Source organism: Nostoc sp. S13, from assembly GCF_029379315.1.
Taxonomy (GTDB): Bacteria; Cyanobacteriota; Cyanobacteriia; order Cyanobacteriales; family Nostocaceae; genus Nostoc.
Map to the genome: position 1 here is coordinate 36,565 of NZ_JAQYWQ010000004.1, position 23,230 is coordinate 59,794.

General features: G+C 41.4%; 24 protein-coding genes. 10 read left to right on the plus strand and 14 right to left on the minus strand.

The genetic code is table 11. From position 1 onward, the window contains the following. From PUQ00_RS02130 to PUQ00_RS02150, 5 genes are all read right to left on the minus strand, one after another. Nucleotides 1-1,395, minus strand: a complete 1,395-nt coding sequence (locus PUQ00_RS02130) for a collagen-like protein (protein WP_300412691.1) — start codon at nt 1,393-1,395, stop codon at nt 1-3. Nucleotides 1,396-1,832: 437 nt separating this feature from the next. Beyond that, nucleotides 1,833-2,855 carry an NADP-dependent oxidoreductase gene (locus PUQ00_RS02135; protein WP_300412693.1) on the minus strand — a complete coding sequence of 341 codons (1,023 nt, stop codon included), beginning with the start codon at nt 2,853-2,855 and terminating at the stop codon, nt 1,833-1,835. 406 nt (nt 2,856-3,261) lie between these two features. Next, nucleotides 3,262-3,825, minus strand: coding sequence for a GNAT family protein (locus PUQ00_RS02140; RefSeq protein WP_300412695.1), 564 nt, complete (start codon nt 3,823-3,825; stop codon nt 3,262-3,264). Nucleotides 3,826-3,940: 115 nt separating this feature from the next. Further along, complete coding sequence (locus PUQ00_RS02145; RefSeq protein WP_300412697.1) at nt 3,941-4,375, minus strand: VOC family protein; 435 nt, start codon at nt 4,373-4,375, stop codon at nt 3,941-3,943. A 103-nt stretch (nt 4,376-4,478) separates the two neighbouring features. After that, entirely contained in the window at nt 4,479-4,892 is a 414-nt protein-coding gene (locus PUQ00_RS02150) for a GNAT family acetyltransferase (RefSeq protein ID WP_300412699.1), read from the minus strand. 151 nt (nt 4,893-5,043) lie between these two features. On the opposite strand from PUQ00_RS02150, the gene PUQ00_RS02155 reads away from it, so the two are divergent. The 3 genes from PUQ00_RS02155 (at nt 5,044) to ssuD (ending at nt 8,251) form a co-directional block, all read left to right on the plus strand. Next, nucleotides 5,044-5,799, plus strand: coding sequence for a dienelactone hydrolase family protein (locus PUQ00_RS02155; RefSeq protein ID WP_300412701.1), 756 nt, complete (start codon nt 5,044-5,046; stop codon nt 5,797-5,799). A gap of 206 nt (nt 5,800-6,005) precedes the next feature. After that, complete coding sequence (locus PUQ00_RS02160) at nt 6,006-7,052, plus strand: sulfonate ABC transporter substrate-binding protein (protein ID WP_300412703.1); 1,047 nt, start codon at nt 6,006-6,008, stop codon at nt 7,050-7,052. 17 nt (nt 7,053-7,069) lie between these two features. After that, entirely contained in the window at nt 7,070-8,251 is a 1,182-nt protein-coding gene (ssuD, locus tag PUQ00_RS02165; RefSeq protein WP_300412705.1) for an FMNH2-dependent alkanesulfonate monooxygenase, read from the plus strand. Nucleotides 8,252-8,355: 104 nt separating this feature from the next. Here the strand turns inward: ssuD and PUQ00_RS02170 are convergent, their stop codons facing one another. The 7 genes from PUQ00_RS02170 to PUQ00_RS02200 form a co-directional block, all read right to left on the minus strand. Then, nucleotides 8,356-9,153: a class I SAM-dependent methyltransferase gene (locus PUQ00_RS02170; RefSeq protein WP_300412707.1), complete on the minus strand. Its 798-nt coding sequence runs from the start codon at nt 9,151-9,153 to the stop codon at nt 8,356-8,358. An 8-nt stretch (nt 9,154-9,161) separates the two neighbouring features. Further along, a complete protein-coding gene (locus tag PUQ00_RS02175; RefSeq protein ID WP_300412709.1) occupies nt 9,162-10,190 on the minus strand; it encodes an aliphatic sulfonate ABC transporter substrate-binding protein in 1,029 nt (342 codons plus the stop codon). A 44-nt stretch (nt 10,191-10,234) separates the two neighbouring features. After that, nucleotides 10,235-11,284, minus strand: coding sequence for an aliphatic sulfonate ABC transporter substrate-binding protein (locus PUQ00_RS02180; RefSeq protein ID WP_300412711.1), 1,050 nt, complete (start codon nt 11,282-11,284; stop codon nt 10,235-10,237). 358 nt (nt 11,285-11,642) lie between these two features. Then, nucleotides 11,643-12,242 carry an arsinothricin resistance N-acetyltransferase ArsN1 family B gene (locus PUQ00_RS02185; protein ID WP_300412713.1) on the minus strand — a complete coding sequence of 200 codons (600 nt, stop codon included), beginning with the start codon at nt 12,240-12,242 and terminating at the stop codon, nt 11,643-11,645. Between the two features lie 139 nt (nt 12,243-12,381). Further along, on the minus strand, nt 12,382-12,927 hold the full coding sequence (locus PUQ00_RS02190) for a dual specificity protein phosphatase family protein (protein ID WP_300412868.1): 546 nt from the start codon (nt 12,925-12,927) through the stop codon (nt 12,382-12,384). A gap of 147 nt (nt 12,928-13,074) precedes the next feature. Beyond that, complete coding sequence (locus tag PUQ00_RS02195) at nt 13,075-13,794, minus strand: pyridoxine 5'-phosphate synthase (RefSeq protein ID WP_300412715.1); 720 nt, start codon at nt 13,792-13,794, stop codon at nt 13,075-13,077. A 10-nt stretch (nt 13,795-13,804) separates the two neighbouring features. Next, complete coding sequence (locus PUQ00_RS02200) at nt 13,805-14,875, minus strand: sulfonate ABC transporter substrate-binding protein (RefSeq protein ID WP_300412717.1); 1,071 nt, start codon at nt 14,873-14,875, stop codon at nt 13,805-13,807. Nucleotides 14,876-15,085: 210 nt separating this feature from the next. Between PUQ00_RS02200 and PUQ00_RS02205 the strand changes: the two genes are divergently transcribed. Continuing rightward, nucleotides 15,086-15,775 carry a class I SAM-dependent methyltransferase gene (locus PUQ00_RS02205; protein WP_300412719.1) on the plus strand — a complete coding sequence of 230 codons (690 nt, stop codon included), beginning with the start codon at nt 15,086-15,088 and terminating at the stop codon, nt 15,773-15,775. Nucleotides 15,776-16,258: 483 nt separating this feature from the next. On the opposite strand, the gene PUQ00_RS02210 is transcribed toward PUQ00_RS02205, so the two are convergent. Together PUQ00_RS02210 and PUQ00_RS02215 are read right to left on the minus strand one after the other, a co-directional pair. After that, nucleotides 16,259-16,810 carry a hypothetical protein gene (locus tag PUQ00_RS02210; RefSeq protein ID WP_300412721.1) on the minus strand — a complete coding sequence of 184 codons (552 nt, stop codon included), beginning with the start codon at nt 16,808-16,810 and terminating at the stop codon, nt 16,259-16,261. 8 nt (nt 16,811-16,818) lie between these two features. Next, a complete protein-coding gene (locus PUQ00_RS02215; RefSeq protein WP_300412722.1) occupies nt 16,819-17,751 on the minus strand; it encodes a hypothetical protein in 933 nt (310 codons plus the stop codon). 716 nt (nt 17,752-18,467) lie between these two features. Between PUQ00_RS02215 and PUQ00_RS02220 the strand changes: the two genes are divergently transcribed. The 6 genes from PUQ00_RS02220 to PUQ00_RS02245 all read left to right on the plus strand — a co-directional run bounded on the left by PUQ00_RS02220 (nt 18,468) and on the right by PUQ00_RS02245 (nt 23,206). Beyond that, entirely contained in the window at nt 18,468-19,319 is an 852-nt protein-coding gene (locus PUQ00_RS02220; RefSeq protein WP_300412724.1) for an ATP-binding cassette domain-containing protein, read from the plus strand. Beyond that, nucleotides 19,276-20,130: an ABC transporter permease gene (locus tag PUQ00_RS02225; RefSeq protein WP_300412726.1), complete on the plus strand. Its 855-nt coding sequence runs from the start codon at nt 19,276-19,278 to the stop codon at nt 20,128-20,130. Before PUQ00_RS02220 ends, PUQ00_RS02225 begins: the two co-directional genes overlap by 44 nt. 132 nt (nt 20,131-20,262) lie before the next feature. Further along, entirely contained in the window at nt 20,263-20,736 is a 474-nt protein-coding gene (locus tag PUQ00_RS02230) for a MarR family transcriptional regulator (protein WP_300412728.1), read from the plus strand. Then, nucleotides 20,702-21,970: an MFS transporter gene (locus tag PUQ00_RS02235; protein ID WP_300412729.1), complete on the plus strand. Its 1,269-nt coding sequence runs from the start codon at nt 20,702-20,704 to the stop codon at nt 21,968-21,970. The genes PUQ00_RS02230 and PUQ00_RS02235 overlap by 35 nt, the downstream gene beginning before the upstream one ends. Nucleotides 21,971-22,117: 147 nt before the next feature. Beyond that, nucleotides 22,118-22,915, plus strand: a complete 798-nt coding sequence (locus PUQ00_RS02240) for an alpha/beta hydrolase (protein ID WP_300412730.1) — start codon at nt 22,118-22,120, stop codon at nt 22,913-22,915. Nucleotides 22,916-23,065: 150 nt separating this feature from the next. After that, on the plus strand, nt 23,066-23,206 hold the full coding sequence (locus PUQ00_RS02245) for a hypothetical protein (protein WP_300412731.1): 141 nt from the start codon (nt 23,066-23,068) through the stop codon (nt 23,204-23,206). Nucleotides 23,207-23,230 lie beyond the last annotated feature (24 nt).

Sequence of the window (23,230 nt, forward strand, 5' to 3'; positions counted from 1 at the left end):
TTATCTCGGCTTGCGGATTGCACCCTGCCAGCTAATAGTTTGCTTTGCAGAACGTATTCCCAAAGAACGAGTTGCTACGACTTCAATATCAACGTTGACACCAGGATGTAAAGCTTCATCAGGAATTTTGAGCTTACCCAAAGCGAGAGTAAAACGGTTGTAGTCACGAGTCACAAGTTCGTTGGGAATATCTCCTTCATATTCAGTTTTGTAGTCCGAAAAACCGCGCAAGCTATCCTGGGCGCGGAATTTAACGCGAAACTGAGTATTAAGAGTATCTGACTTTGCTGCTAAATCAACTATTTTTAAGTTGAGGTTTTGTCCGGCATCAGCAAACTCTGCGACAGCTAACCGGGTGACATCTTTTTTAGGAATGGCATGGTTAACGGTAAATGTTGTCAAGTTAGTCTGACTTTGGGTGTTACCCTCAACCCATAAGTCTTCAGCAAAAGTAGCTTCTACTTGTTTGTTATCATTTAAATTTAGTGTTACAACTTGATTGCCAAAGCTGGTAATGGGTTGTCTTTCTTGCCAAACTATTTGAAAAGCCTCTTCTAGACGCTGTTCAAACTCTCGATAATCATCAGCGATTGCAGAACCAGGTGCAAGTAGAGAAGTTGCCCCTTTACGAAGATTCCACTTATTCTTCGAGAGGTTGAACTGTTTGTTTGTCAGTTCCGAAATTGCTAGTTTCACAGTTGGAGTATCAGCTGCCAAAGGTTCCTTGCTATTCACAATACTCAAAGTTCCTAAGCGCCCTTGGCTACCATCCTTTCCATCGCTGCCATCTGTCCCATCGCTGCCATCGCTACATCTATAAACCTTGTCAGTACACTTATAATCCGGGCTACCAGGAGTTCCCTTACAGGTTTTCACTTCCCAACTCCGTCTTTGACAGTTACAACCCTCCGTACCGTTGCCACCTCTACCGCCGCGCCCACCTTCCCCAGCAGTTGCCCGCACGGAAATGTTCCGTAAGTCTGCCAAATTGCTGTAATACACTATCGGGGAACCAGCATTTCCCCCATTTCCTCCTTTCCCACCGTTACCACCATTTGGTGCATTTATGTCATGGTTGACGTTATCACGTTGGGAACCACAGTCAGGTTTATCGCCATCTCGCCCGTCTTCCCCGTCTTCACCATCTTTACCGGACAAGTCAAGATTAACGGGTGAACCATTGACAAAAATATTTTGGTTTTCACCACTGCCACCATCTCTACCCTCACGCCCATCGGTTCCTGTGCGTCCATTTCTGCCATAATTTCTGGCTATTTTATAGTATTCGTCAGAGGCAACGGCTGGACATAAAACTGAACCAGAGGCAGGGAAAAAGCTAGTAAATAAGCAGAATGTCAGCAGTAGTGGCAGCTTACTCCTAAAAGCATTGTGCATCTAGTTACACCTCAAACTTTAGTTAAATTATTTACTCCTGACGCTGACTTTCAACAATTTGCTCCCTTCTATCCAGTAATGTGCTAAGATTATTGCCCATTTGGAGGGCTATTTTATTTAACCGCGTTGGCGTAGCCTCTCGTAGAGAAGCCTTGCCGTACCCTACTTATTGTGGGGTGGGCAGCGTTCGACTGAGTTGTACTGAGCCTTGTCGTTGGCGCAGCCTCTCGTAGAGAAGTAGCGCCCACGCCGAAGTCCTGCCCGCCTTTGGCTACGGGCGGGCGAGATGCCACAGAGAAGGCATCGTTTTAGTGATTTCAACCAGAAGTAAAAAGTAAAAAAGTAATAGATAAATTCTCTAGTTTCTAGTTAATAACCTGGCAATTTTCGGACTGATGATTTGTGTCAATGTAGCAGATACCCAGCTTACTAACCGATTAAGCTGCTGTTGGATCATCATTGACCTTAACAATCAGCTTGCCAAAGTTGTCACCTCGAAGTAAACCAATGAATGCACTAGGAGCGTTTTCTAAACCATCAACTACATCTTCTTTATACTTGAGTTTACCAGACTGCAACCATCCAGAAACATCATGCAAAAAATCATTAAACCGATGTTGGTAATCACTAACTAGAAAACCTTTAATCAAAGCCCGCTTGACTAGCAGTGGTCTTAAATTAGGCCCTGGTGGAGTAGATGTGGCGTTATACTCCGAAATCAAACCTACTAGTGGAATTCTTGCCCCAAGGTTGATATGCTGCAACACAGCTTCTAAAATCACACCTGCTGTATTGTCATAGTAAACATCAATGCCATTAGGAGCAGCTGCTTTGAGCGCTGAATCAAGTTCTTGAGTTTTGCGGTTAATGCCAACATCAAAACCTAATTCTTTAACTATATAGTCCCGCTTATCGTCACTCCCGACAATTCCCACTACTCGCGCACCTTTAATTTTGGCAATTTGACCTGCTACTGCACCAACAGCACCAGAACCGGCTGAAACCACAACAGTTTCACCTTCTTTTGGTTGACCAACATCAAGCAGAGCAGCATAAGCAGTCAGACCAGGCATACCCAGTACACCTAGACTATAGGATAAAGGTGCCTGAGTGGGATCAAGTTTACGCAGTGTCTCACCCTTAGATACAGCATAAGTTTGCCAACCGTTACTGCTAAGAATAAAATCTCCTACTTGAAATTGAGGATGATTTGATTTAATTACTTGGCTAACTGTACCACCGACAATAACTGAACTCAATTCTACTGGTGCAGCATAAGACTTACCCACACTAATACGACCACGCACATAAGGATCGAGAGATAGATAAATGGTGCGGCTAAGAATTTCGCCTTCACCTGGTTCGGGAGTTGGTGTTTCTACGAGAGCAAAATCACTCTCTTTTGGTTCGCCGACTGGGCGACTTTTGAGGATGATTTGTTTGTTAATTAAATCAGACATAAGTTATTTTCCTCTAAATCAATCTGACCATTGGTGAGGGCACAGATGTGTACGCCGCTTCAGAAAACATTTCTACCTTTACTGTGACACTTGCGAATATTATCAGTAAGTCAACTTAATTAAATATAGAACTGATATTTGATTTTTGAAATATACATAGGGTGCGTTACGCCAAAGGCTAACGCACCACCTCTGATTCCAGGTGCGTTACGCTACGCGATAACACACCCTACATATACTTAGATTTTTTCATAAATCAAATCGGATTGCTATATAAGATTTGCGTAGAGTGCCTTAACGTAGTTTAACGCACCCTACATTTAACCCTTTTTAAGTTTAACTAGTTATTTGAATTTTAGATTTGATAATTTAACTTAGTTAATTATTAGATATTTCCAGAGATTAATTATGCGTTACGCAAAATCCTTGGTAGGCAAGATTCATGAATTACACCTACGTCATTTTCACTCCTATGTTTCTTAAATAATTTGCTAGTTTCGCACTCAGTCCGTAAGATACTGTAAATGTAATCATCCCATAGTTTACCGTCTAATTCGTGATGTTCTCGCAAAATTCCATCTCTATGAAAACCTAGCTTCTCAAGTAGTTTAACTGAGGCAATGTTGAAAGCAGCAGTCTGACAATATAATTTGTTAAGTTCTGTTGTTGTTAATAGGTAATCAATAGCAGTAATCAACATTTTTGTTCCTATACCCTGGTTTCGCCATTTTGGGTTGATGGTATATCCAAATTCTGCCGAGCGATTCCGTGGGTTAATATCAAAATATCTAAATCTCCCTATAGGTTCTTCTAATCCATCGATGAGGAAAGCAAAAATTATCACTTTATCACTTATGGTAATTCTTTGACCGTCAATAATAGGACGGCATGTTTTTGTTTCCAGGCGGTCAAATTTACCCCAGTCATTAAAGGCATTCTGATGTTCAGATGTTGCACATTCAATCCACATAATTAATTAGTTTGAGTACGCAGACTACTAGCAGAAAATTAAGCTTTTGTATACGCTCGCCAGAAGGTTTAAAATAGAGTACCAACGGGCGTGCGACTTCTAGTCATCTTGGTGCTTAAGACACCGTTCCTGAATGTCTTTGTAATAGCAACTCCTCTGTTTGTAGCTGGGCAAAATTACTCTTGACGAATTCTGCGATCTCTATTCGATTCCCACCGGGATCGCGGAGGAAAAACCGCACACATCCTGGGATTGGTCGCTGATCAGGAATAATTTCTACCCCATGCTTTCTTAGGTGTTCTTCAAAGGCGTTCAAGTTATCGACTTGGAAGCAATAATGTCGTCTAGATGCTTGGTTATTGGTGTTTTTCTCTGTACTAATGTGCAATTCAATGTTTCCCAACTTGTACCACGCTCCTGAATCGTTTTTGCTCACTTCAGGTCTGGGAATTTCTGTCAGTCCCAAAACTTTACTGTAGAAAAACAGCATTGCTTCCTCTACTTGAAAAGCATAGGTTACTTGAATATGATGAACTGCATCAAGCTTCATAAATTTTTCTCCTAGTTTGGGTTAAATTTAGCAAAAGTACAATGACCTTTTGCAGTAATACTGGCATATTTATAAAGTTTTTCTGTTTCAACTCACCAAAAACTTATCCGACAAGCTTTCCCATACTGATGCGTTCTTCGACGAGATACCCAAGTTTTCTATAAAACTCAACTACTTCGGCGTTGGAGACACGAACTTGGAGATTGATTTTGAGGCATCCCATCGCGATCAATACCTTCTCTGCGTGTTGGACTAGTTTGCTACCAATACCCTGTCGTTGATACTGAGGACTGACCGCAACTGTGTATAGCCAACCGCGATGCCCGTCATATCCCGCCATTATAGTGCCTATAATTACAGAGTTAATCTCAGTAATAAAAAACAACTCAGGTTGTACAGCAAGCTTCTGACTGATTACCAATTTGGGGCTGCTGTGCGACGGGTTATTTGGAAACACCTCATCCCACAAAGCACTGACTGATTCAGCATCAGATTCTTGGTATGGTCTTATATTCATCTACATCTCTAAATCAAAGGACTTGCCTTTGCCGATTCTTTGTGAAATACTACTCTTTAAACTACGGTAAATCGGTATAGTTTAAGTAGTATTGTACAAAACTTACCATAAAACATCGCGTTCTGAAAGCAATTGCAGGTTAATCCCCAAGATGACAAACACAGAAATTCGCACCGCTCAAGTTAAAGTCCCTAACGGAGATTTGCAAATTGATGCTTATTTAGCTGAACCAGCAAAAGAAGGAACATTCCCAGCCGTTATTGTGATTCAGGAAATTTTTGGTGTCAACATTCACATTCGGGAAGTTACTGAGAAGTTCGCCAAAGACGGGTATGTGGCGATCGCTCCAACTTTATTTCAACGCACCGCCCCTGGTTTTGAGGGTGGATACACTCCTGAATATATACAGCAAGGAAGAGGGTATAAGGAGCAGACAACAGCAGATGAAATATTAAGTGATATTAAGGCTGCGATCGCTTATTTAAAAACCTTACCAAATGTGCAAAGAGATGCGATCGGCTCTATTGGTTTCTGCTTTGGTGGTCACGTCGTTTATTTAGCTGCGACTTTACCAGATATTAAAGTTACAGCTTCCTTCTATGGTGGCGGTATTCCCAACTCAACTCCCGGCGGTGGACAACCAACCATCACCCGCACTCCCGATATTAAAGGCCCTATTTACGCCTTCTTTGGTCTTGATGATCAGGGAATCTCCTTGGAGCAAACAGAACAGATTGAGGCTGAATTGAAGAAAAATCAGATTCCCCATGCTATCTTCCGCTATTCTGGAGCCGGACATGGCTTTTTCTGCAACCATCGCGCCAGCTACAATGCCGAAGCATCAGCCGATGCTTGGAAAAACGTTCAAGAACTGTTCCAGAAGAACCTTCAGCTTCAAAAAGTCTAAATCTTGGGGTTAGAAGCAATACACCACTAGAGCATCGATTCAGTAATCAAAGACTTAACCCCCCAGTCCCCTCCCCTTCTTTGCTTGCCTAACGGCAGGCTGACACCAAGGCGAGGGGTTGGAGGCGCACATCTGTGCGCCTCTACTGAACAGTAGGCATCTTCATCAAATATTAGCCAAATAATCAAAAATAAAGTATCACATCAATGATTACTCCCTTCAAACAGCCACGAGTTAACATTTTCCAACGTTTTTCATTATTCCTATTACCTGGATTATTAACAATCTCAACAACCTTAATCAGTTGTTCAGTCGAAACCCAAAATTCAGACAATAAAACCACTGGTTTTAATACCAAAGTTGTGCGTATGGGATATCAAAGTTCTGGGGATATTGTCAAACTTAAAGGATTGATAGAAAAACGTCTACAGCCTTTAGGTGTTTCTGTCGAATGGGCGCAATTTGCGGCAGGCCCACAACTAATGGAAGCGATGAATGTCGGTAGGGTTGATATTGGTTCCGTAGGCGAAACTCCCCCGATCTTTGCCCAAGCGGCTGGCACATCTTTAGTCTATGCTGCTAGTAATAAACCCACCACTGGTAAAGGAAGTGCAATTATAGTTCAAAATAATTCACCAATTCGGACTTTAGCTGACCTCAAAGGTAAAAAAGTAGTTTTTCAAAAGGGTTCTGCTTCCCATTACTTATTAATAAAAGCCTTAGAAGAGGGTGGTTTGAGATATAGTGATATTCAAGCCCTTAGCCTCCCTCCTTCAGAAGCCCGTGATGCATTTCTTCAGAGAAAAATTGATACCTGGGTAACTTGGGACCCTTATTTAGCAGTAGCTCAAAAAAAGGCAAATGCTCGTGTTTTGAGAGATGGTAGTGGCATTGCTACTCAGGGCGGATATTACATGGCTGCGCGAAAGTTTACCACAGAAAATCCGAAATTAGTACGATTAATTCTCGAGGAAATAGATAACACAGGTCAATGGGCTGAGAAAAACCGATCAGAAGTTGTAAAACTTCTTATTCCTCAGCTCAAAATTGATCAAGATATTTTAACAACAATGGTTGAAAGGCGAACTTTCGGCTTAAGACCAATTACGCCACAAATTATGGAAAATCAACAGAAGATTGCAGATTTGTTTGCCAAAGAAAAAGTGATTCCTAAACCCATTAATATTAAGGAAGCGATGCTGACTAGCGAACAATATGCAGCCATCACACCGGAAACCATCAGTCATAAATAGCGGCAGGAGATAGGAATATGGAAGTTTTTTGGTATTTGCCTACACAGGGAGACGAGCGTTATTTAGGTACTACAATTGGCAGGCGACCAGCTACTTATCCTTATATGCAGCAAATCGCCCAAGCTGTTGATAAATTGGGCTACGGCGGAATGTTGATTGGTACTGGACAAAAACAGGATACTTGGATTGTAGCGACTTCGTTAATTTCAGTTACGGAACGCTTGCGGTTTCTTGTAGCCTTTCGTCCGGCAATTATGTCGCCTTCCTTGGCAGTCAGGATGGCTGCTACTTTTGACCAGATTTCTAACGGTCGAATTATTCTGAACGTGGTAACAGGTAGCGACACAAAAGAACTTGCTAAAGATGGAATTTTCTTAGATCATGATCAGCGTTATGAACTCACTGATGAGTTTTTGACAATTTGGCGATCGCTCATGCAAGGTGAAGAAGTAACCTTTAATGGTCATCACTTGCAAGTTAAGGGCGCAAAACTCGAATTTCCTCCTGTACAAAAGCCTTATCCCACTCTATATTTTGGTGGTTCTTCAGATGCTGCTCTCCAAGTTGCTGCCAAACACATTGATGTCTATTTAACCTGGGGTGAACCACCAGATCAAGTTGCCCAAAAGATTGCAAAGGTACGCCGATTAGCAGCAGAACAAGGTAGAACGGTGCGTTTTGGGATTCGGATGCACGTTATAGTGCGTGAAACTACGCAAAAAGCTTGGGATGCAGCCAACGAACTGATTCAGTATGTGGATGATGAAGCGATCGCTGCTACACATCAGCGGTTTGCTGAATCGGAATCAGAAGGACAACGCCGCATGGCCCAACTGCACAATGGTAAGGTTGCCTCCGGCACGCTACGCGAACGCAAAAACCTAGAAATTAGCCCTAACTTATGGGCAGGTGTTGGCTTAGTGCGTGGAGGTGCTGGTACTGCCTTAGTCGGAGATCCAGAGACAGTTGCAGCGCGAATGCTGGAATATGCCGATTTAGGAATTGATACCTTCGTTTTCTCAGGTTATCCCCATCTCGAAGAAGCCTATCGAGTCGCGGAATTACTGTTTCCTCTGTTACCAGTACAAACACCAGCGTTGGCAACGCCCGCCGCAGGCATCGCATTACCGCAGCAAGTTGCAAGTACATTTAGTGAATTTGTTACCAAAACAGATTTACTCAAATCACAGCCAGTTTGACACTCGCCCGTTTATAAAACGGGGGATTCTTGGGTCAAAAGGGAGCTATTGCTTAAGCCTCGCATGAATGACGGGGGCTTTATGCATCACGACTCCTAAGACGACTACAATAGATGGGCCAAGTATAAGGTAGTTAAATAACCTTTAGTAATCTGACCATTAAATTTAGTATCAATTAACTCAGCAATCCTATGAAAAAAACGTTCTCTGGTGATGCTATCTAAATTTCTATGACCAGAGTAAGTGTTTAAGAGGTTGATATAGGTTGTAGTATCGTATACTGCATCCCATTGATAAGAGCGATATGTCACTTCGCCGAATAGATTTGTTTGCTCAATCTCGCTCGTTTTATTTGGCACCTCGTTTTCACGAGGAAGAGGCTTGTCATCCTTAACTAGCTCAGGAACTAAGTGCCGATATAGCTCCTGTACCACCTCAAAGAAGCCTTGACTGGCGTCACTGTGTACGTGTTCATTCCAAAATAGGGCGATCGCTCCCCCAGAGTTGAGCGCTTGAGCAGTCTTATAATAAGCAATTGTTGGGTCGAGCCAATGAAAGGCGGTTGCTGAAATCACCAAATTAAATGTATTCTTCTCTGTTACCCAGTCCTCAAAAGCACCAATATGCAGTTCTACCTGCGGATACGCCGTCAAGTTCTGTTGGGCAATTGTAGCGAGGTTTTCACCAAGCTCAACGCACAGAATGCGATAACCGCGACGGGCGAACGGTACAGTTGCCTGTCCAGTACCACAACCAATCTCTAGTATCCTTGCTCCTGGAGGTATTCCCGACAGAGACACCACATCATCAAAAAGCACCTCTGGATATCGTGGTCGTACCTGGTCATAAAGCAGCGCTACCTGATTAAAAGTAGTTTTTAACTTAATGCTCTCATCCGTCATAACCAAAGTTAAGGCTTGATTTCTGGTGGGGTCAAGGCAGTATATTCTTTAGGGGAAAGTGCTACATCCTTAACATTGATCTTCTTGGTGATGAATTTCTGCTCATAGAACAAGTCAGAAATCTTCTGCTGTCCTGACAGAATTTCATCACTAATAGGTCTTAAGGTATAATGCCGCCGCTTGACTACTTTTTCCAACGTTGGAATATCTAGCTTGGCATCACGCGCGATTATTTCGGCAACGTCTCGTGGATTTGCCTCAGCCCATTTGCCTACGTTGTTGACTTCTTCGAGAAGAATTTTCACTAGTTCCGGGTTCTCTTTCACGAAGCTGCGTGCAGCTAACCAGTAACCTCCTTGGGTCGTAAGCCCCTTACCATCGCGGAGAATCCGAACTCCCACAGTTCTCTGAAACTCGGCAAGTTGGGGATCACTAATTACACCCGCATCAATACTATTACGAATAAACGCTGCACGAGTTTCTGGTGATATGAGATTTAGATATTTGACATCAGTCAATTTCAACCCTACTTCCTCCAAAGCCTTCACGACAAAATATTGATTAGCAGTAGCTCTTTGAAAAGCGAGAGTCTTACCTTTTAAATCAGCTACAGTCTTGATTGGGGAGTCTTTATGTACTACGATCGCAGTTCCTTCACCAGTAGCTGGTTTGGTGCTAGCAATAAAAACAAAAGGAATCCCAGTTGCTTGGGCAAAGATGGGTGGAGTTTCACCGACAGCACCGACATCCAAACTACCCACATTCATCGCTTCTAGAAGTTGCGGCCCGGCGGTAAATTTTGCCCACTGTACATTAATACCTAGTGGATTCAAGCGTTTCTCTAAAACTTGTCTATTTCTGGTTATATCCGCAGCAGTAAAATACCCTATTCGTAACACTTTCGTCTTGATGCCACTAGAAGCGGCGATGGCAACTTTCTCAGGTGTATTCGGTGTCTTGCAACTAACTAGAGTCGTGGATAGGGTAAATGCTCCAGCCATTAATAAGATTAGAAAGTTACGTTTTTTAGCTACCATAATGTGCTAACAATTTTCTGATGTTTAAGGTTTACTGCAAATGTTCAAGGCTTAACTTCTAAAGGGGTGAAAGCAGCATATTGTTCAGAGGAAAGTGTCGCTTCTTTTACATGAATTTTCTTAGTGATAAATTTCTGCTCATAGAATAAGTCAGCAATCTTCTGCTGTCCTGACAAAACTTGTTCACTAAGAGGTCTTAATGTGTAATGCCTGCGCTTTGATACTAGTTCTAGTGTTGGAACATCAATTTTTGCTTCCGGCGAAATCAATTCAGCTACTTGACGTGGGTTAGCTTCAGCCCATTTGCCGACGTTGTTGACCTCTTCCAAAATGATTTTCACTATGTCAGGATTATTTTTGACGAAATTGCGCGAGCCTAACCAGTAGGCTCCTTGGGTACTAATCCCCTTACCATTTCGGATAATCCGAATACTGCCAGTTTTCTGAAATAGAGCAAGGTGGGGGTCGCCAATTACAGCCGCATCAACACTCTTACGTTCAAATGCTGCACGAGTTTCTAATGGCGTGAGGTTAATATGTTTAATATCGCTAAGTTTTAGTCCTGCCTCTTCCAGAACCTTCAGAACGAAATACTGCTGTGCAGTAGCTCTTTGAAAGGCGAGTCCTTTGCCTTTGAGGTCAGCTATTGTCTTGATTGGAGAGTCTTTCTCGACTACAACAGCAGTTTCCTCACCAGTCCCCGGTTTGCTACTAGCAACATAAACAAAAGGAACGCCAGATGCTTGAGCAAAGATGGGCGGAGTTTCACCAACAAGGCCGAAATCTACACTTCCCACATTCATCGCTTCCAGAAGTTGCGGCCCAGCAGCAAATTTTGACCACTCTACAGAAATACCCAGTGGAGTTAAACGTTTTTCTAACAGTCCTTTAATCTTGAGTAAGTCTCCAGCTGTCATATAGCCCATGTGTAAGACCTTTGTCTTGGTGCTATTAGAGGCGTTAGCGGCTTGCTCTGGTGTACTTGGTGCTTTACAACTGACTAAAGTCGGGGATAAAGTGAATACTCCACCTACTAAGAATAGTAGAAAGTAATTGAATAGCTTGAAGTTAGATTTGCTCGATATTTCTACCATAATGCAGTAGTAATTCTTTAATGTTTTCGTTTCTTAAATATTGGATGTGTGCCCTTTGCCTTACTGGCAATTAGCTGGAAAGTGAAATGAAAGTTGTAGCTAAGAAATTTAATTAAGCAACTTTGCAAATGACACATAATCTTGACCAGATTTTAATCTACGGTAAATTGGTCAAGTTACAGTATTATGCTAATTGCACGGATAATATCATAGACTTCTTTAAGAATCAAGTAGCAAATACAGCCACGTTTATGAGACAAGTTTTCTGTCTATGGCTGGTATCAGAAGGTTCTATTGCAGATAAATAAATTTATGGAAAATTATATACAAATGTTAAGTAGTTAATGGCAACACCAAGTTAAACGCGAAGTAGCAAGAGTCCACTTCTTAAAGCTTCATTCCAGAGAGGCGATTTTTGAACTTCTAGAAAAGAAAGAGGTGAATTTACAGGTAGGGGTAGCTCTTGTTGCAGAGATAGTTGCCACCAGCCGACATCATGCCACTTCCTAAATTTATATCCAACTTTGCGAAATACACCTACAGGGGAAAAACCGACAGCCTCATGGACAGCGACACTTGCTGGATTTGGTAAAGCGATCGCAGCAAAAACGTTGTAATATCCTTGGAGTTGCAGTAACGCAAAAAGGGAAGTGTACAAAGCTTTGGCAACTCCTTTTCTGCGATACTCAACATTAATGTACACGGATGATTCTACAGACCATTGGTAAGCGGCACGAGTCCGGTAGGGAGTAGCATAGGCATAGCCTAGAAGCTCACTGTTAACTTCACACACTAGCCAAGGCATCTGTTGTTGATAATTCTGGATGCGCCCCTCAAATTCCGTTTTGCTAGGAGGCTCTATCTCAAAGGAAATTGAAGTTTCCCGGACAATCGGCCCATAGATTGCCAGCATTTTTAAAGCATCACTTTCATTAGCTAGTCTGATTGTAGGCTTCACCGCAGATCCTTTTTAAACTAAAAATGAATTATACAAACTTAGCACTTACGCAAAACTACACGCCCTCTGGGGCAATTCATGAATTGCCCCTAAGAAGAAAATCATTCTTTTCAGTTATTGTTTGCGTAAGTCCTGAAACTCAAAATATTTTATGTATTGCTAGACGGCAATCATTCAAAAGCACGTCAAGTTCTTTTACAACTTTCAAGGGATTTCTAGCTCTAAACACAGCAGCGATCGCAGCTTCATAAGGATTTCTACCTGTTCTCTTGACAGCATTTATTGCAGCTTGATTTGATAATCCTCTGGCACTAACTAGCCATGCTGCTAACACATGTCCAGTACGTCCAATTCCACCAGAGCAGTGTACAACTACTTTCTCATTTTGTTTATCTGCTTCTATTAAGAAAGGAAGTATTTTCTGTGTGAGGGTTTCTAAATCACATAGATGGAAATCTACAATTGGTGCCCAACAAACTAGTTGATTACCAAATTCCTGTTTGTATCTGCCTAGAAGATTAGAGTAAGAAGCTAGGTGTTGATCAGGAAGAAGGCAGCAAACTCGCTTGATATCTTGGCGCTTCATGAATTCTATCCAATCTTGAAGCTGCTTGTTAGTATATCCAGGTCGCGCAGCACCAAAGACTATTTGCTCCTTCTCCCAAGCCGGGGCAAACTTATACATCTTTAACTGTCTGACTTCTGAATCTTGGAAGTTACTCGTTCCATCCATAAAATAGTTACTTATTTTTTGATTAAATAGAATACTTTACCGGAGCATTAAAACGAGAAAATATATGATCTGTTCACATTTTGTAAAAAGTTTTTAAATCTAGTTAAAACTTAGGATTTTTAAATAATCTTGCACAGCACTAAATAGTCCCACCTCCAAAGCGTCCCCAATCAGAGCATGACCAATAGACACTTCAAGTATGCCAAAAATTGAACAGAACTTTTCTAAATTTTGCAGATTTAAATCATGACCGGCGTTTACTCCTAAACCAATTTTTTGAGCCTTTTGTGTTGCTTTTTGGTAGTGTTGAAATACAGATTCTACATTGCCATTACGAAAAGCTGTCGCATAAGGTTCTGTATATAGCTCAATGCGATCGGCTCCAATCTCTTTAGCACGTTTAATTTGAGTTAAGTCGGTATCCATAAATAAGCTGACTCGAACTCCGAGGTCTTTTAGCTCTCGAATGATTGGTCTGAGCCAAGAGCCATCCGTAGCCAGATCCCATCCGTGATCTGAGGTGAAAGCATCTGGTGCATCGGGAACTAAGGTACACTGCGTTGGTTTGATTTTTCGGACTATCTCTAAAAATTGAGGTGACGGATTACCTTCTATGTTGAATTCAACAGTCAATATCTGCGCCAGTGCATCGACATCTTCGGGCTTGATATGTCGTTGGTCTGGGCGTGGGTGAACTGTGATTCCCTGTGCGCCAGCTTTAATGCAGGTAAAAGCCGCTTCAATCACACTCGGTCTACCAAAATTTCGAGCATTCCTGAGTAAAGCGACTTTGTTAAGGTTAACGCTGAGATTGGTCATATTCTAAAATTCACTTGCCTTGCCAAACAATTTCCTTAACTTTGATTTGTTTCGGAATCAATTTAATTTTGTAAAAGGTATCTGCAACCTCTTGTTGTTTAGTAATCACTTCATCTGTGAGCGGAAGTACATCATACTCACGCCGCTTTTCTGCTATTTCCAACACAGGAGCATCTATACCCAAAGCAGGAGAAAGAAATTTAGCAACTTCACTAGGATTATTTTTTGCCCAGTCACTAACTTTCTTCACCTGATCTATAACTATTTTCAATGCATCCGGCTTGGCATCAACAAAAGATTTTGCAGCCAGATAATAACCACGATTGGGAGCTAATCCCGTCGCGTCTGTTAAAGTACGTGCGCCTGTTGCTGCTTCTGCTGCGGCTAAATAAGGATCCCAAATTGCCCAAGCATCAACTTTTTTTCCCTCAAAGACAGCACGAGCATCGGCGGGAGTGAGAGTTACTTGTTGGATGTCACTGTACTGTACCCCTGCCTTTTCCAGTGCTTTCACCAATAGGTAGTTAGCATTAGAACCTTTGGCAAAAGCAACTTTTTTGCCCTTGAGTTCAACCACACTTTTAATCGGTGAATCCTTCGGCACCAGGATGGCTTCAGCCTTGGGACTCCAAGGATCGTAGGCAACATAAACCAAAGGAATACCCCCAGATTGAGCAAATATAGGTGGTGATTCTCCGGTATAGCCAAAATCAATACTGCCTGCATTCAATGCCTCTAGGAGTGGTGGCCCAGCAGGAAATTCTGACCAAGTTACCGAAGATCCTGAAGTTGCAAAGGCTTTCTCTAATTCCCCTTTCCCCTTCAGCGCATAGAGGATAGTTGACGCTTTTTGGTAGCCTATACGAACTTTAGTACTGCTAACTGCTGGACTGGCGGCTTGGGTTGTCTGCGGTGTGCCAGAGTTGTCGCTTGCGCTTGGAGAACAAGCAGACACAGCCAAAGTTAAGCTAAGTCCCACTGCAAACAGTAGCGAAAAAGTGCGGATTCTTCGTTGTAGGAACCTTTGGAGGAAGGCGATCGCAATGCCCAAAAATCGACTTGGTGAGAACTTAGTCAACATCTTTACTCTGCTTTCAGGGATAAATTAATATCAGACTTCAGCAAACCTCCGGTATAACTCCGGCAAGTTTATTGATTTACCGTATTATTATGGGATCATAAAAATATCACATAATTCAAGCTCAAATGCAAGTTGATTCGCTAAAGAAAAATTCTCCCTAAAAGTCATAGCAACGTCAAATCTCAACTTAATTAGATCAGAAAGCACACGATGACAGATAATATTCTTGAACAACAGATTGAGTACTATCGCGCTAGAGCCAACGAATATGATCAGTGGTTCTATAGGAAAGGACGCTACGATCGCGGTACCGAAAATAACCAGCGCTGGTTTAATGAAGTAGCTGTGATCAAAAATACATTACACCAAATTGGCGTGGTGGATGATATTTTAGAGTTAGCCTGTGGAACAGGTATCTGGACACAGGAGCTTTTAAGTATCGGGAAAAAAATTACTGCGATCGATGCCTCCCAAGAAGTGATTACAATTAATCGCTCGAAGTTAAATTCACTGAGTGTTGAATATCACCTAACGGATTTATTTACATGGCAACCTGACACTGAATATGATTTAGTGTTTTTTGCTTTTTGGCTCTCTCATGTGCCGCCAAAATTACTCGATTCATTTTTGACAAAAGTCTATCAATCTGTTCGCGTTGGTGGACAAGTATTTATCATTGACTCTTCCTTTGAACCCACATCTACGGCTAACGATCATATCCTTAAAGATAACGGAAACATATATCAAACCCGTAAGTTAAATGATGGTCAAGAATTTCAGATTGTCAAAATTTTTTATCAGCCTGATGAACTTCAAGAGCAGCTAAATAAAACAGGTTTTCAGGCTGATGTGAAGGTGACAGATAACTATTTTATCTATGCACATGGAACAAAGATTTAAATAATTGGTAATTCTTAATGGGCTATACCCCGCTACGTCCCTTGGGTGTCTCCTAGAGAAGACAGGAATTATCGCCATAATCGGATATTTTGTAGAAGGTTTATAGATATGATTTTATTTCAGAATAGGTCTTGACGAGTTTCTTGCTGCCAAATGACTGAATTTACATCAGTCAAAGCTTGACTCACAGCAAGTTTTTCTAATATTTCAGCCATTCTTCGTCCCCGTGCTTGTTTATCTATGACTGATTCATTTTCCAGCAATGTAACATGAACTGGGATTTGTTACTCTCCCAATGTAGGTACATCATTAATCCACTGTAAACAACTTCCTTTCAACTAAGCTCTGTATGTTTTTAGCATTATTTCGCTCTCTACTTTCTATCTATCTTGGCATCGCTCTCAAAATTACAATATACAATAAGCGATTGCTCTCTTCTCTATATCAATCGTGCCTAGGCGTAAATAACCATAGGTAATTGCTTTAATCAAAGGCTTTCGCTAGAAGTCTGTATATTCGTTTCAAAACCATAAAGAGAGTTAAAAGAAATTGAACAGAAAAGTAGTAGCATACTGATGCTAGTAGCCACTGCAATGAGCATAAATTTATTATCCATAAAGTACAGCTAATAGGCTTTAGGAAGTAAGTTAATAATATAACTACAGTTATGGTGGAAGTTAATATTGAGAAAGATACATTGACATAAATTTCCCGAAGTAACTCACGCCGTTGAATATTTTTTCTTATTTCAACTTGATCCGTTGTTTGTTTCTGCTCTTGATTTTTTTCTGAAATATCATAAACTAATAGAAGTAAGTTGAATAATAAAGCTGAAAATATTGAGAAAGAAGTAATTAGAGCATTAACCAAACCATCATTTAGAAGAACTCCCAGAGAAATCATTACACCAGAAGTGATAGCTGGTATTATAAAGAATAAGATAATATCTGGATAGTATATCTTCCCTGTTCTGCTACTCTTAAGTGTCGCAATATGGTCTTTAATTATACTAACAATAGAAATTTTGGTTAACATTATATTTACTAGGGGTACATTTGATTAATAACTTCTTTGAGGTAAATTTTCGTAATTGTTTGTATACTTTGCAAAGTTGGATAATCATCAGAATCTATAACTACTTGATCAGAGATATCATAGTAAGCTCTAGCTCTCTGGAGACAACCTAAATCAAAGGTTCTAAGACTTCCATCAAGATCAACGTCAACCTTTACGGTGTCGTAATCAAAGTTAAAATCCCGAAGTTCTATGAGACTTTTAACACTACTTGTTGAGTTAAAAAAGTTCTGAATTTTACCCATGAAAGGAATTTTATTCGCAGATAATACTATTTCCATGTTATAGGGAATTTCTTGATGACCTTCATCAAGTCCATCAACTCGATCAATCGGAGCTTGATACTTAACACATCGAACCTTTTTAATAGTACCTCCGTATAGAATCCTCTTAATTATTTCTTCTTGTACTAAAGTATTTATCTCAACAGCAAAGCCTGGAAATTTATCAGAAAAATACTTGTCTAGAAAAATACCAAAGTGTGTGCGAATACCATATTTACCTGTACGTTGTAAAAGTAGAATTCCTTCATTTGTATCTTTTGGAATGTAAATCAAGAAATAAAAAGGTAAAACCTCGGCATCACTCTTCTTTTTTTTATAAGTTATCGAATCTGTATCTACGTCTCGAAGATTGCTGGAAATCCCGTATATACCACTTTCAATAAGTCCACTAATACTTCTTCCTTCCTCTTGAATATTGGAAGCTTTCATATAAATATTATAAGTATCATTTTTACGATTAATTGTTAATTTTTGAATAAAAATTGACATAACAGTAAGTAAATCATCATGACCATTAAAACAATTTAGCTGACGGTAATTAGGCGGATGATTATCATTAGACTTTTTATTTATCTTTTTTTCAATTCTAATTGTGTAAGCTGATAGAAATGTTCGCATACTTTCTTTAAAATTTTGATTTGCTTAAGACTTAATATAAAGAAGCTTTTGAATTGTTGCACCACTCTCAAGAGACTAACTCACCAATAACCTCACAGTCGCTTAACATTAACAAATAACCTCAAAATCCTATCTCACCAGATACCCTCGTTGGTATAACTAGTTATTATACGTTATGCTTACGTATAGAAGTAGAGTGGCAAAAATATTTTTCGTTGAGATAAGGCAGCAGGCAAGAGGCTTTGAGCCTTTTTTATCTTTCTTTATATAGTTATCTTTACTTGTGTCTTTTTGCTTAACCTTTCTTTTAAAGAAGACTAAACCTTTTTCCGTATATACTTTAGTGATATCCAGAAAAATTTTGTATAACATTTCAGAAGAGGATATTTTGCCGAGAGATTCTAGGTATCCTTCTCTAGGAAAACGTCGAACAAAGCTGGTGAAATAGATGCAAGATGGCTTTGTACAAAACGCATCTGTCAGCCTCAAAACCCAAAATAATACAGCCTAATTAGCCTTTATAGCCATCAACCAAGACAGTAAATACTGAAAGCTGTTAATTTTACTCACAAATTAGCTATGAATAACTTCGCCGTCACTCTACTGAGTTTCCTTTTACTCTCATTCAGATTTTTGTAACAAGTCTATTGACTTCCAACCGATATGTTGACAAACTAATAGTTAGTTTTACTAATTAATGGAAGTGCATCAAACTTGTGACTATACTGACGGGAAAAATAAATCGGTCAGAACCTGCTAGTGAGCCAAGAGCGCTGATTTTGGAAACTCAGGGACTCACACGCCGTTTTGGCAAGTTAACCGCAGTTAATAACCTGAGCATATCTGTGGAACAGGGTGAAGTATTTGGGCTGCTTGGGCCGAATGGGGCAGGGAAAAGTACAGTTATTAAAATGTTGACAACTTTACTGCCTCCCAGTGCTGGGAAAGCAACTTTGGGTGGCTATGATGTGACTCGTCAAGCTAATCCTGTGAGACGAGCTATCGGCTATGTTCCCCAGGCGCTCTCTGCTGATGGTAGCCTCACGGGTTACGAAAATCTTTTAATCTTCGCCAAGCTGTATGGAATACCTGCCAAAGGACGCGATCGCCGCATCTATGAAATTCTAGAATACATGGGTTTGCAAGATGCGGCGAAGCGCTTGGTACGAAACTACTCTGGTGGGATGATCCGCAAGCTGGAAATCGGCGTATCAGTGCTACATCAACCCCAAATTTTATTTCTTGATGAGCCGACTGTCGGACTAGATCCTATCGCCCGGACTCAAGTATGGCAACTTGTACAGCAACTCTGTGCTGATTACGGCACAACTATATTTTTAACAACTCATTTTTTAGAAGAAGCAGATAGCTTATGTAACCGAGTGGCAATTATGCGACAAGGTGAAGTCGTAATTACAGGCACACCGAGTCACTTAAAAGCTTCTTTAGATAAACCAAATCCAACTTTGGATGATGTCTTTATTTACTATACAGGCGACCAGCTAATATCAGGAGTCAACTACCGTGACACAGCAAGAACCAGACGTACTGCTCAACGGTTGGGTTAAATCACCACCTACTCGCCGAGCCAATCTGCTCTCTGCAATTAAAGAGCTAGTTACGAAAACTCTGGCGATCGCAGAATTGGAAGTGCGTAAACTCCGCCACGATCCCACTGATTTAGTAGTCAGATCAGTGCAACCGTCATTATGGTTGCTGATTTTTGGGCAAGTGTTCTCCAAACTTCGGGAAGTTCCGACAGGGAACTTACCATATTTAGACTTCATGGCTGCTGGCATTCTCGCTCAAAGTGTGTTGAATGTGGCCATTTTCACCGGTGGAATGACACTAATTTGGGAGCGAGATTTAGGGATTGTACATAAATTTCTTGCTAGTCCTACACCCCGTATAGCAATGGTCTTGGGCAAAGCTCTAGCATGTGGCGTAAGGTGCTTATCTCAGGTAGCAGTAATTTATGTATTGTCTTTTGTCTTACGTGTAAAATTAAATCTCCATCCTCTAGCTTTTGGGCAAGTGCTACTGATAGTCATGCTGGGGGCGGCTTGCTTTTGTCTTTTTTCATTAATTATTGGCTGTTTGGCAAAAACCAGAGAGCGGATGACCGGAATTGGCCAAATGTTAACTATGCCGTTATTTTTTGCCAGCAATGCTATTTATCCAATTTCAATGATGCCCGACTGGTTAAAGTATATTTCCCACTTAAATCCCTTAACTTATGAGGTTGACGCCTTACGCAGCACAATGCTAGTGGATGGAATCAGCGTCTATGGCTTTGGTTGGGATTTGGCAATTCTCTTATTAACAGTAATAGTCTTGGCGATCATCGGTGGACGACTTTATCCACGGGTAGCAATGTAATCCACAATGAAACTAGCATCTATGGCTTTGGTCTGGATTGTACAATTCTCTTATTAAGGTTAATAATCTTAACCATCATCGCTGGACGACTTTATCCACAGATGGCAATGTAATCAGGAGAACAACAAGCCCATGACCTTGGATAAACCTACCAAAGGTGCAACTTCCGAAGAATGTGCCGCTAGGGTAATGGACACAGTTCCATTAGTGATGCGGTTTATCCGAGCCGATATGCGTGCTCACAGTGCTGCTTTTTTATCTATACCTCAGTTGCGATCGCTAGCATTTCTCAACCGCAATCCTGGGGCTTCATTATCTGACCTAGCAGAGCATTTAGGTGTCACCTCGGCCACGGCATCAGCAACCATAGAACGGTTAGTCCAACGCGATTTCGTAAAACGCTGTGATCATCCTCAAGAGCGGCGACGGGTGCTGCTGAATCTAACTCAAGAGGGAAGGCATCATCTCAAGCAATCCCAAGATCAAACTCGTGCTCATATTACTGATCTGCTGAAAGGTCTTACAGAAGAGCAAATTTCCAACATTGAAGAAGGCTTAACCCTACTAAAAAATGTCTTCGAGCAAACAGAACTCAAATCCCCATAACTCTGAAGTTGCACAGCACGATCCCTTTGCAGCCTTGAAGTTTCGAGACTATCGGCTATTTACCATTGGACGGCTGCTGATATCCGTGGGGTCGCAAATGCAAACTGTAGCTATCGGCTGGGAACTCTATGAGCGGACTAACTCAGCGATAGTTCTTGGTGGTGTGGGACTGGCACAAGTCTTACCGATGATTGCTCTCACCTTGATTACCGGACATGTGGCCGATCGCCGCGATCGCAAACTCATCATCTTACTGTCAGTGATGTTGCTAGCTCTCTGCTCGCTGGCTTTGGCAGTGCTTTCATATACTCAAGGGACAATTTTTCTAATTTACACCTGCTTGGTATTAACAGGTGTCGCTAGGGCATTCCTTAGACCAGCCAGTGATGCTCTGATGTGGCAGTTGATACCTGTGAGTGCGTTTACCAATGCAGCAACTTGGAATAGTAGTAGCTTTCAGTTGGCTGCTGTGATTGGGCCTACCTTGGGGGGATTCGGCATCGCTTTGCTGGGAAGTGCTACAGGAGTATATGTACTAGCAGCGATCACCGCGTTGCTGTGTTTTATTTCAACGCTGGCGATCAAAGAGCAAAAAGGTATTCGCACAACTGAGCCAATCTCACTCAAAGCACTTGCAGCTGGTGCTAAATTTGTTTGGCAGAATCACTTAATTTTAGCAGCGATTACATTGGATATGTTTGCTGTATTGTTGGGTGGTGCGATCGCGCTCCTTCCCATTTTTGCCAAAGATATTTTACATGTGGGGCCAGTGGAGTTAGGATATCTACAGGCAGCCCACTCCATCGGTGCTTTGAGTATGGGCATTACCCTGGTGTATTTACCACCGTTACGCAAAGCAGGCCCAGCCTTATTGTGGTCAGTGGTTGGCTTTGGGGTTGTCACAATTATCTTTGGACTTTCTCGTTCCTTTTGGCTGTCTATGTTAATGCTGATCCTGGGTGGCGCACTAGATAGTATTAGCGTTGTGATTCGCCATACATTAGTTCAAATTAGAACACCGGATCATTTGCGTGGTCGGGTTGCTGCTATTAATAGCGTGTTTATTAGTGCCTCGAATGAATTAGGGGGCTTTGAGTCAGGCTTGACTGCTGCCTTGTTTGGCCCAGTGATTTCGGTTGTGGGTGGTGGAATTGGCACAATTGTAGTAGTGATTGCTACGGCGATGATTTGGCCAGGAATTCGGAAGTTAGGGGCTTTGCAGGAATATAAATAGAAGTACTGAACAATTATTTGAAAAGTCAGGGTAATTTCAAAAAATTTGGTTAAAAGGGCGGCTATAACCGCCCTTTTAACGTTAAATTGACACACATGAGCTTGGTCTATCCCTGCTTAAAAATAAGGTTTAGCAGAATCATTGACTATGCCCAAGGTTCAGATTAACGGAATTGATTTGTTCTACGACATTAAAGGAACCGGTGAGCCATTGCTATTAATAGCTGGCTTCCTTTGTGATCATGCCTATTGGTCGCTGATTATGCCATCGCTGACTTCGCACTATCAAGTTATTCGCTTGGACAACCGAGGTATGGGGCGAAGTTCTGCTCCCGAAAGTCCCTATAGTCTCAAACAGATGGCTAGTGACGTTGCAGCATTGCTTGATCACATTGCGATCGATAAGGTGCATCTAGCAGGTCATTCAATGGGTGGTCAGATAGCCCAAGAGCTAGTGTTAGCACATCCTCAAAAGGTACAAAGTCTGATGCTACTTTCATCCCTGGCAAAGGGTGATGCATTATTCAACAGCATTATTGAGACTTGGGGCGATCTCTGTACTAATGTAGACCTAAAACTTTATGAAAAAGTAGTATTACCGTGGATATTTACAGATACGTTCTACTCGATTCCTGGAATGATCGAAGGTCTGATCGAATTTGCAATCAGATATCCTTTCTTGCCTGCGACTCATTCACTCTATCATCACAGCCGAGCCATGCTTGAATTGGACACAACAGACCGCCTTCAACAAATTCATTGTCCTACCCTAGTTCTAGTTGGTAAACAAGATATTCTCACTCCGCTAAAGTTTTCTCAACAACTTGCTCAACGCATTCCCAACGCTGAACTTTTAGTCCTCGACCGTGGTGGTCATGGCTTCTTAATTGAGTCGCCTGATGCTGTGGTTTCAGCTATGCTTAACTTCCTGCGGAAATTGAATTAATGGACAGACTTGATTTGTGGGCTGAAATGGGGTCTAGCCGGGATACGTGCAAAATGGGACACAATGCAAAGTTATGTATGTTAAAAAAGTTGCTTTAAATTTTATGATGTGATATTAAGGAAAAATCAAACTGATAATTCTAAGACAGTTTTGGCTGAAAAACCTCAGACATATCAGAGGCGTGCGATCGTCATCGGAGTCCAAATGCAATCACCGAAAGAACTCAAACAACGATTATTAGGCGTGTTTTGGCTCTTTCATTGGATGCTGGAGTCGGTTAAGTTAAAATAAAAGCCCCAATCTCATCTAATGTCT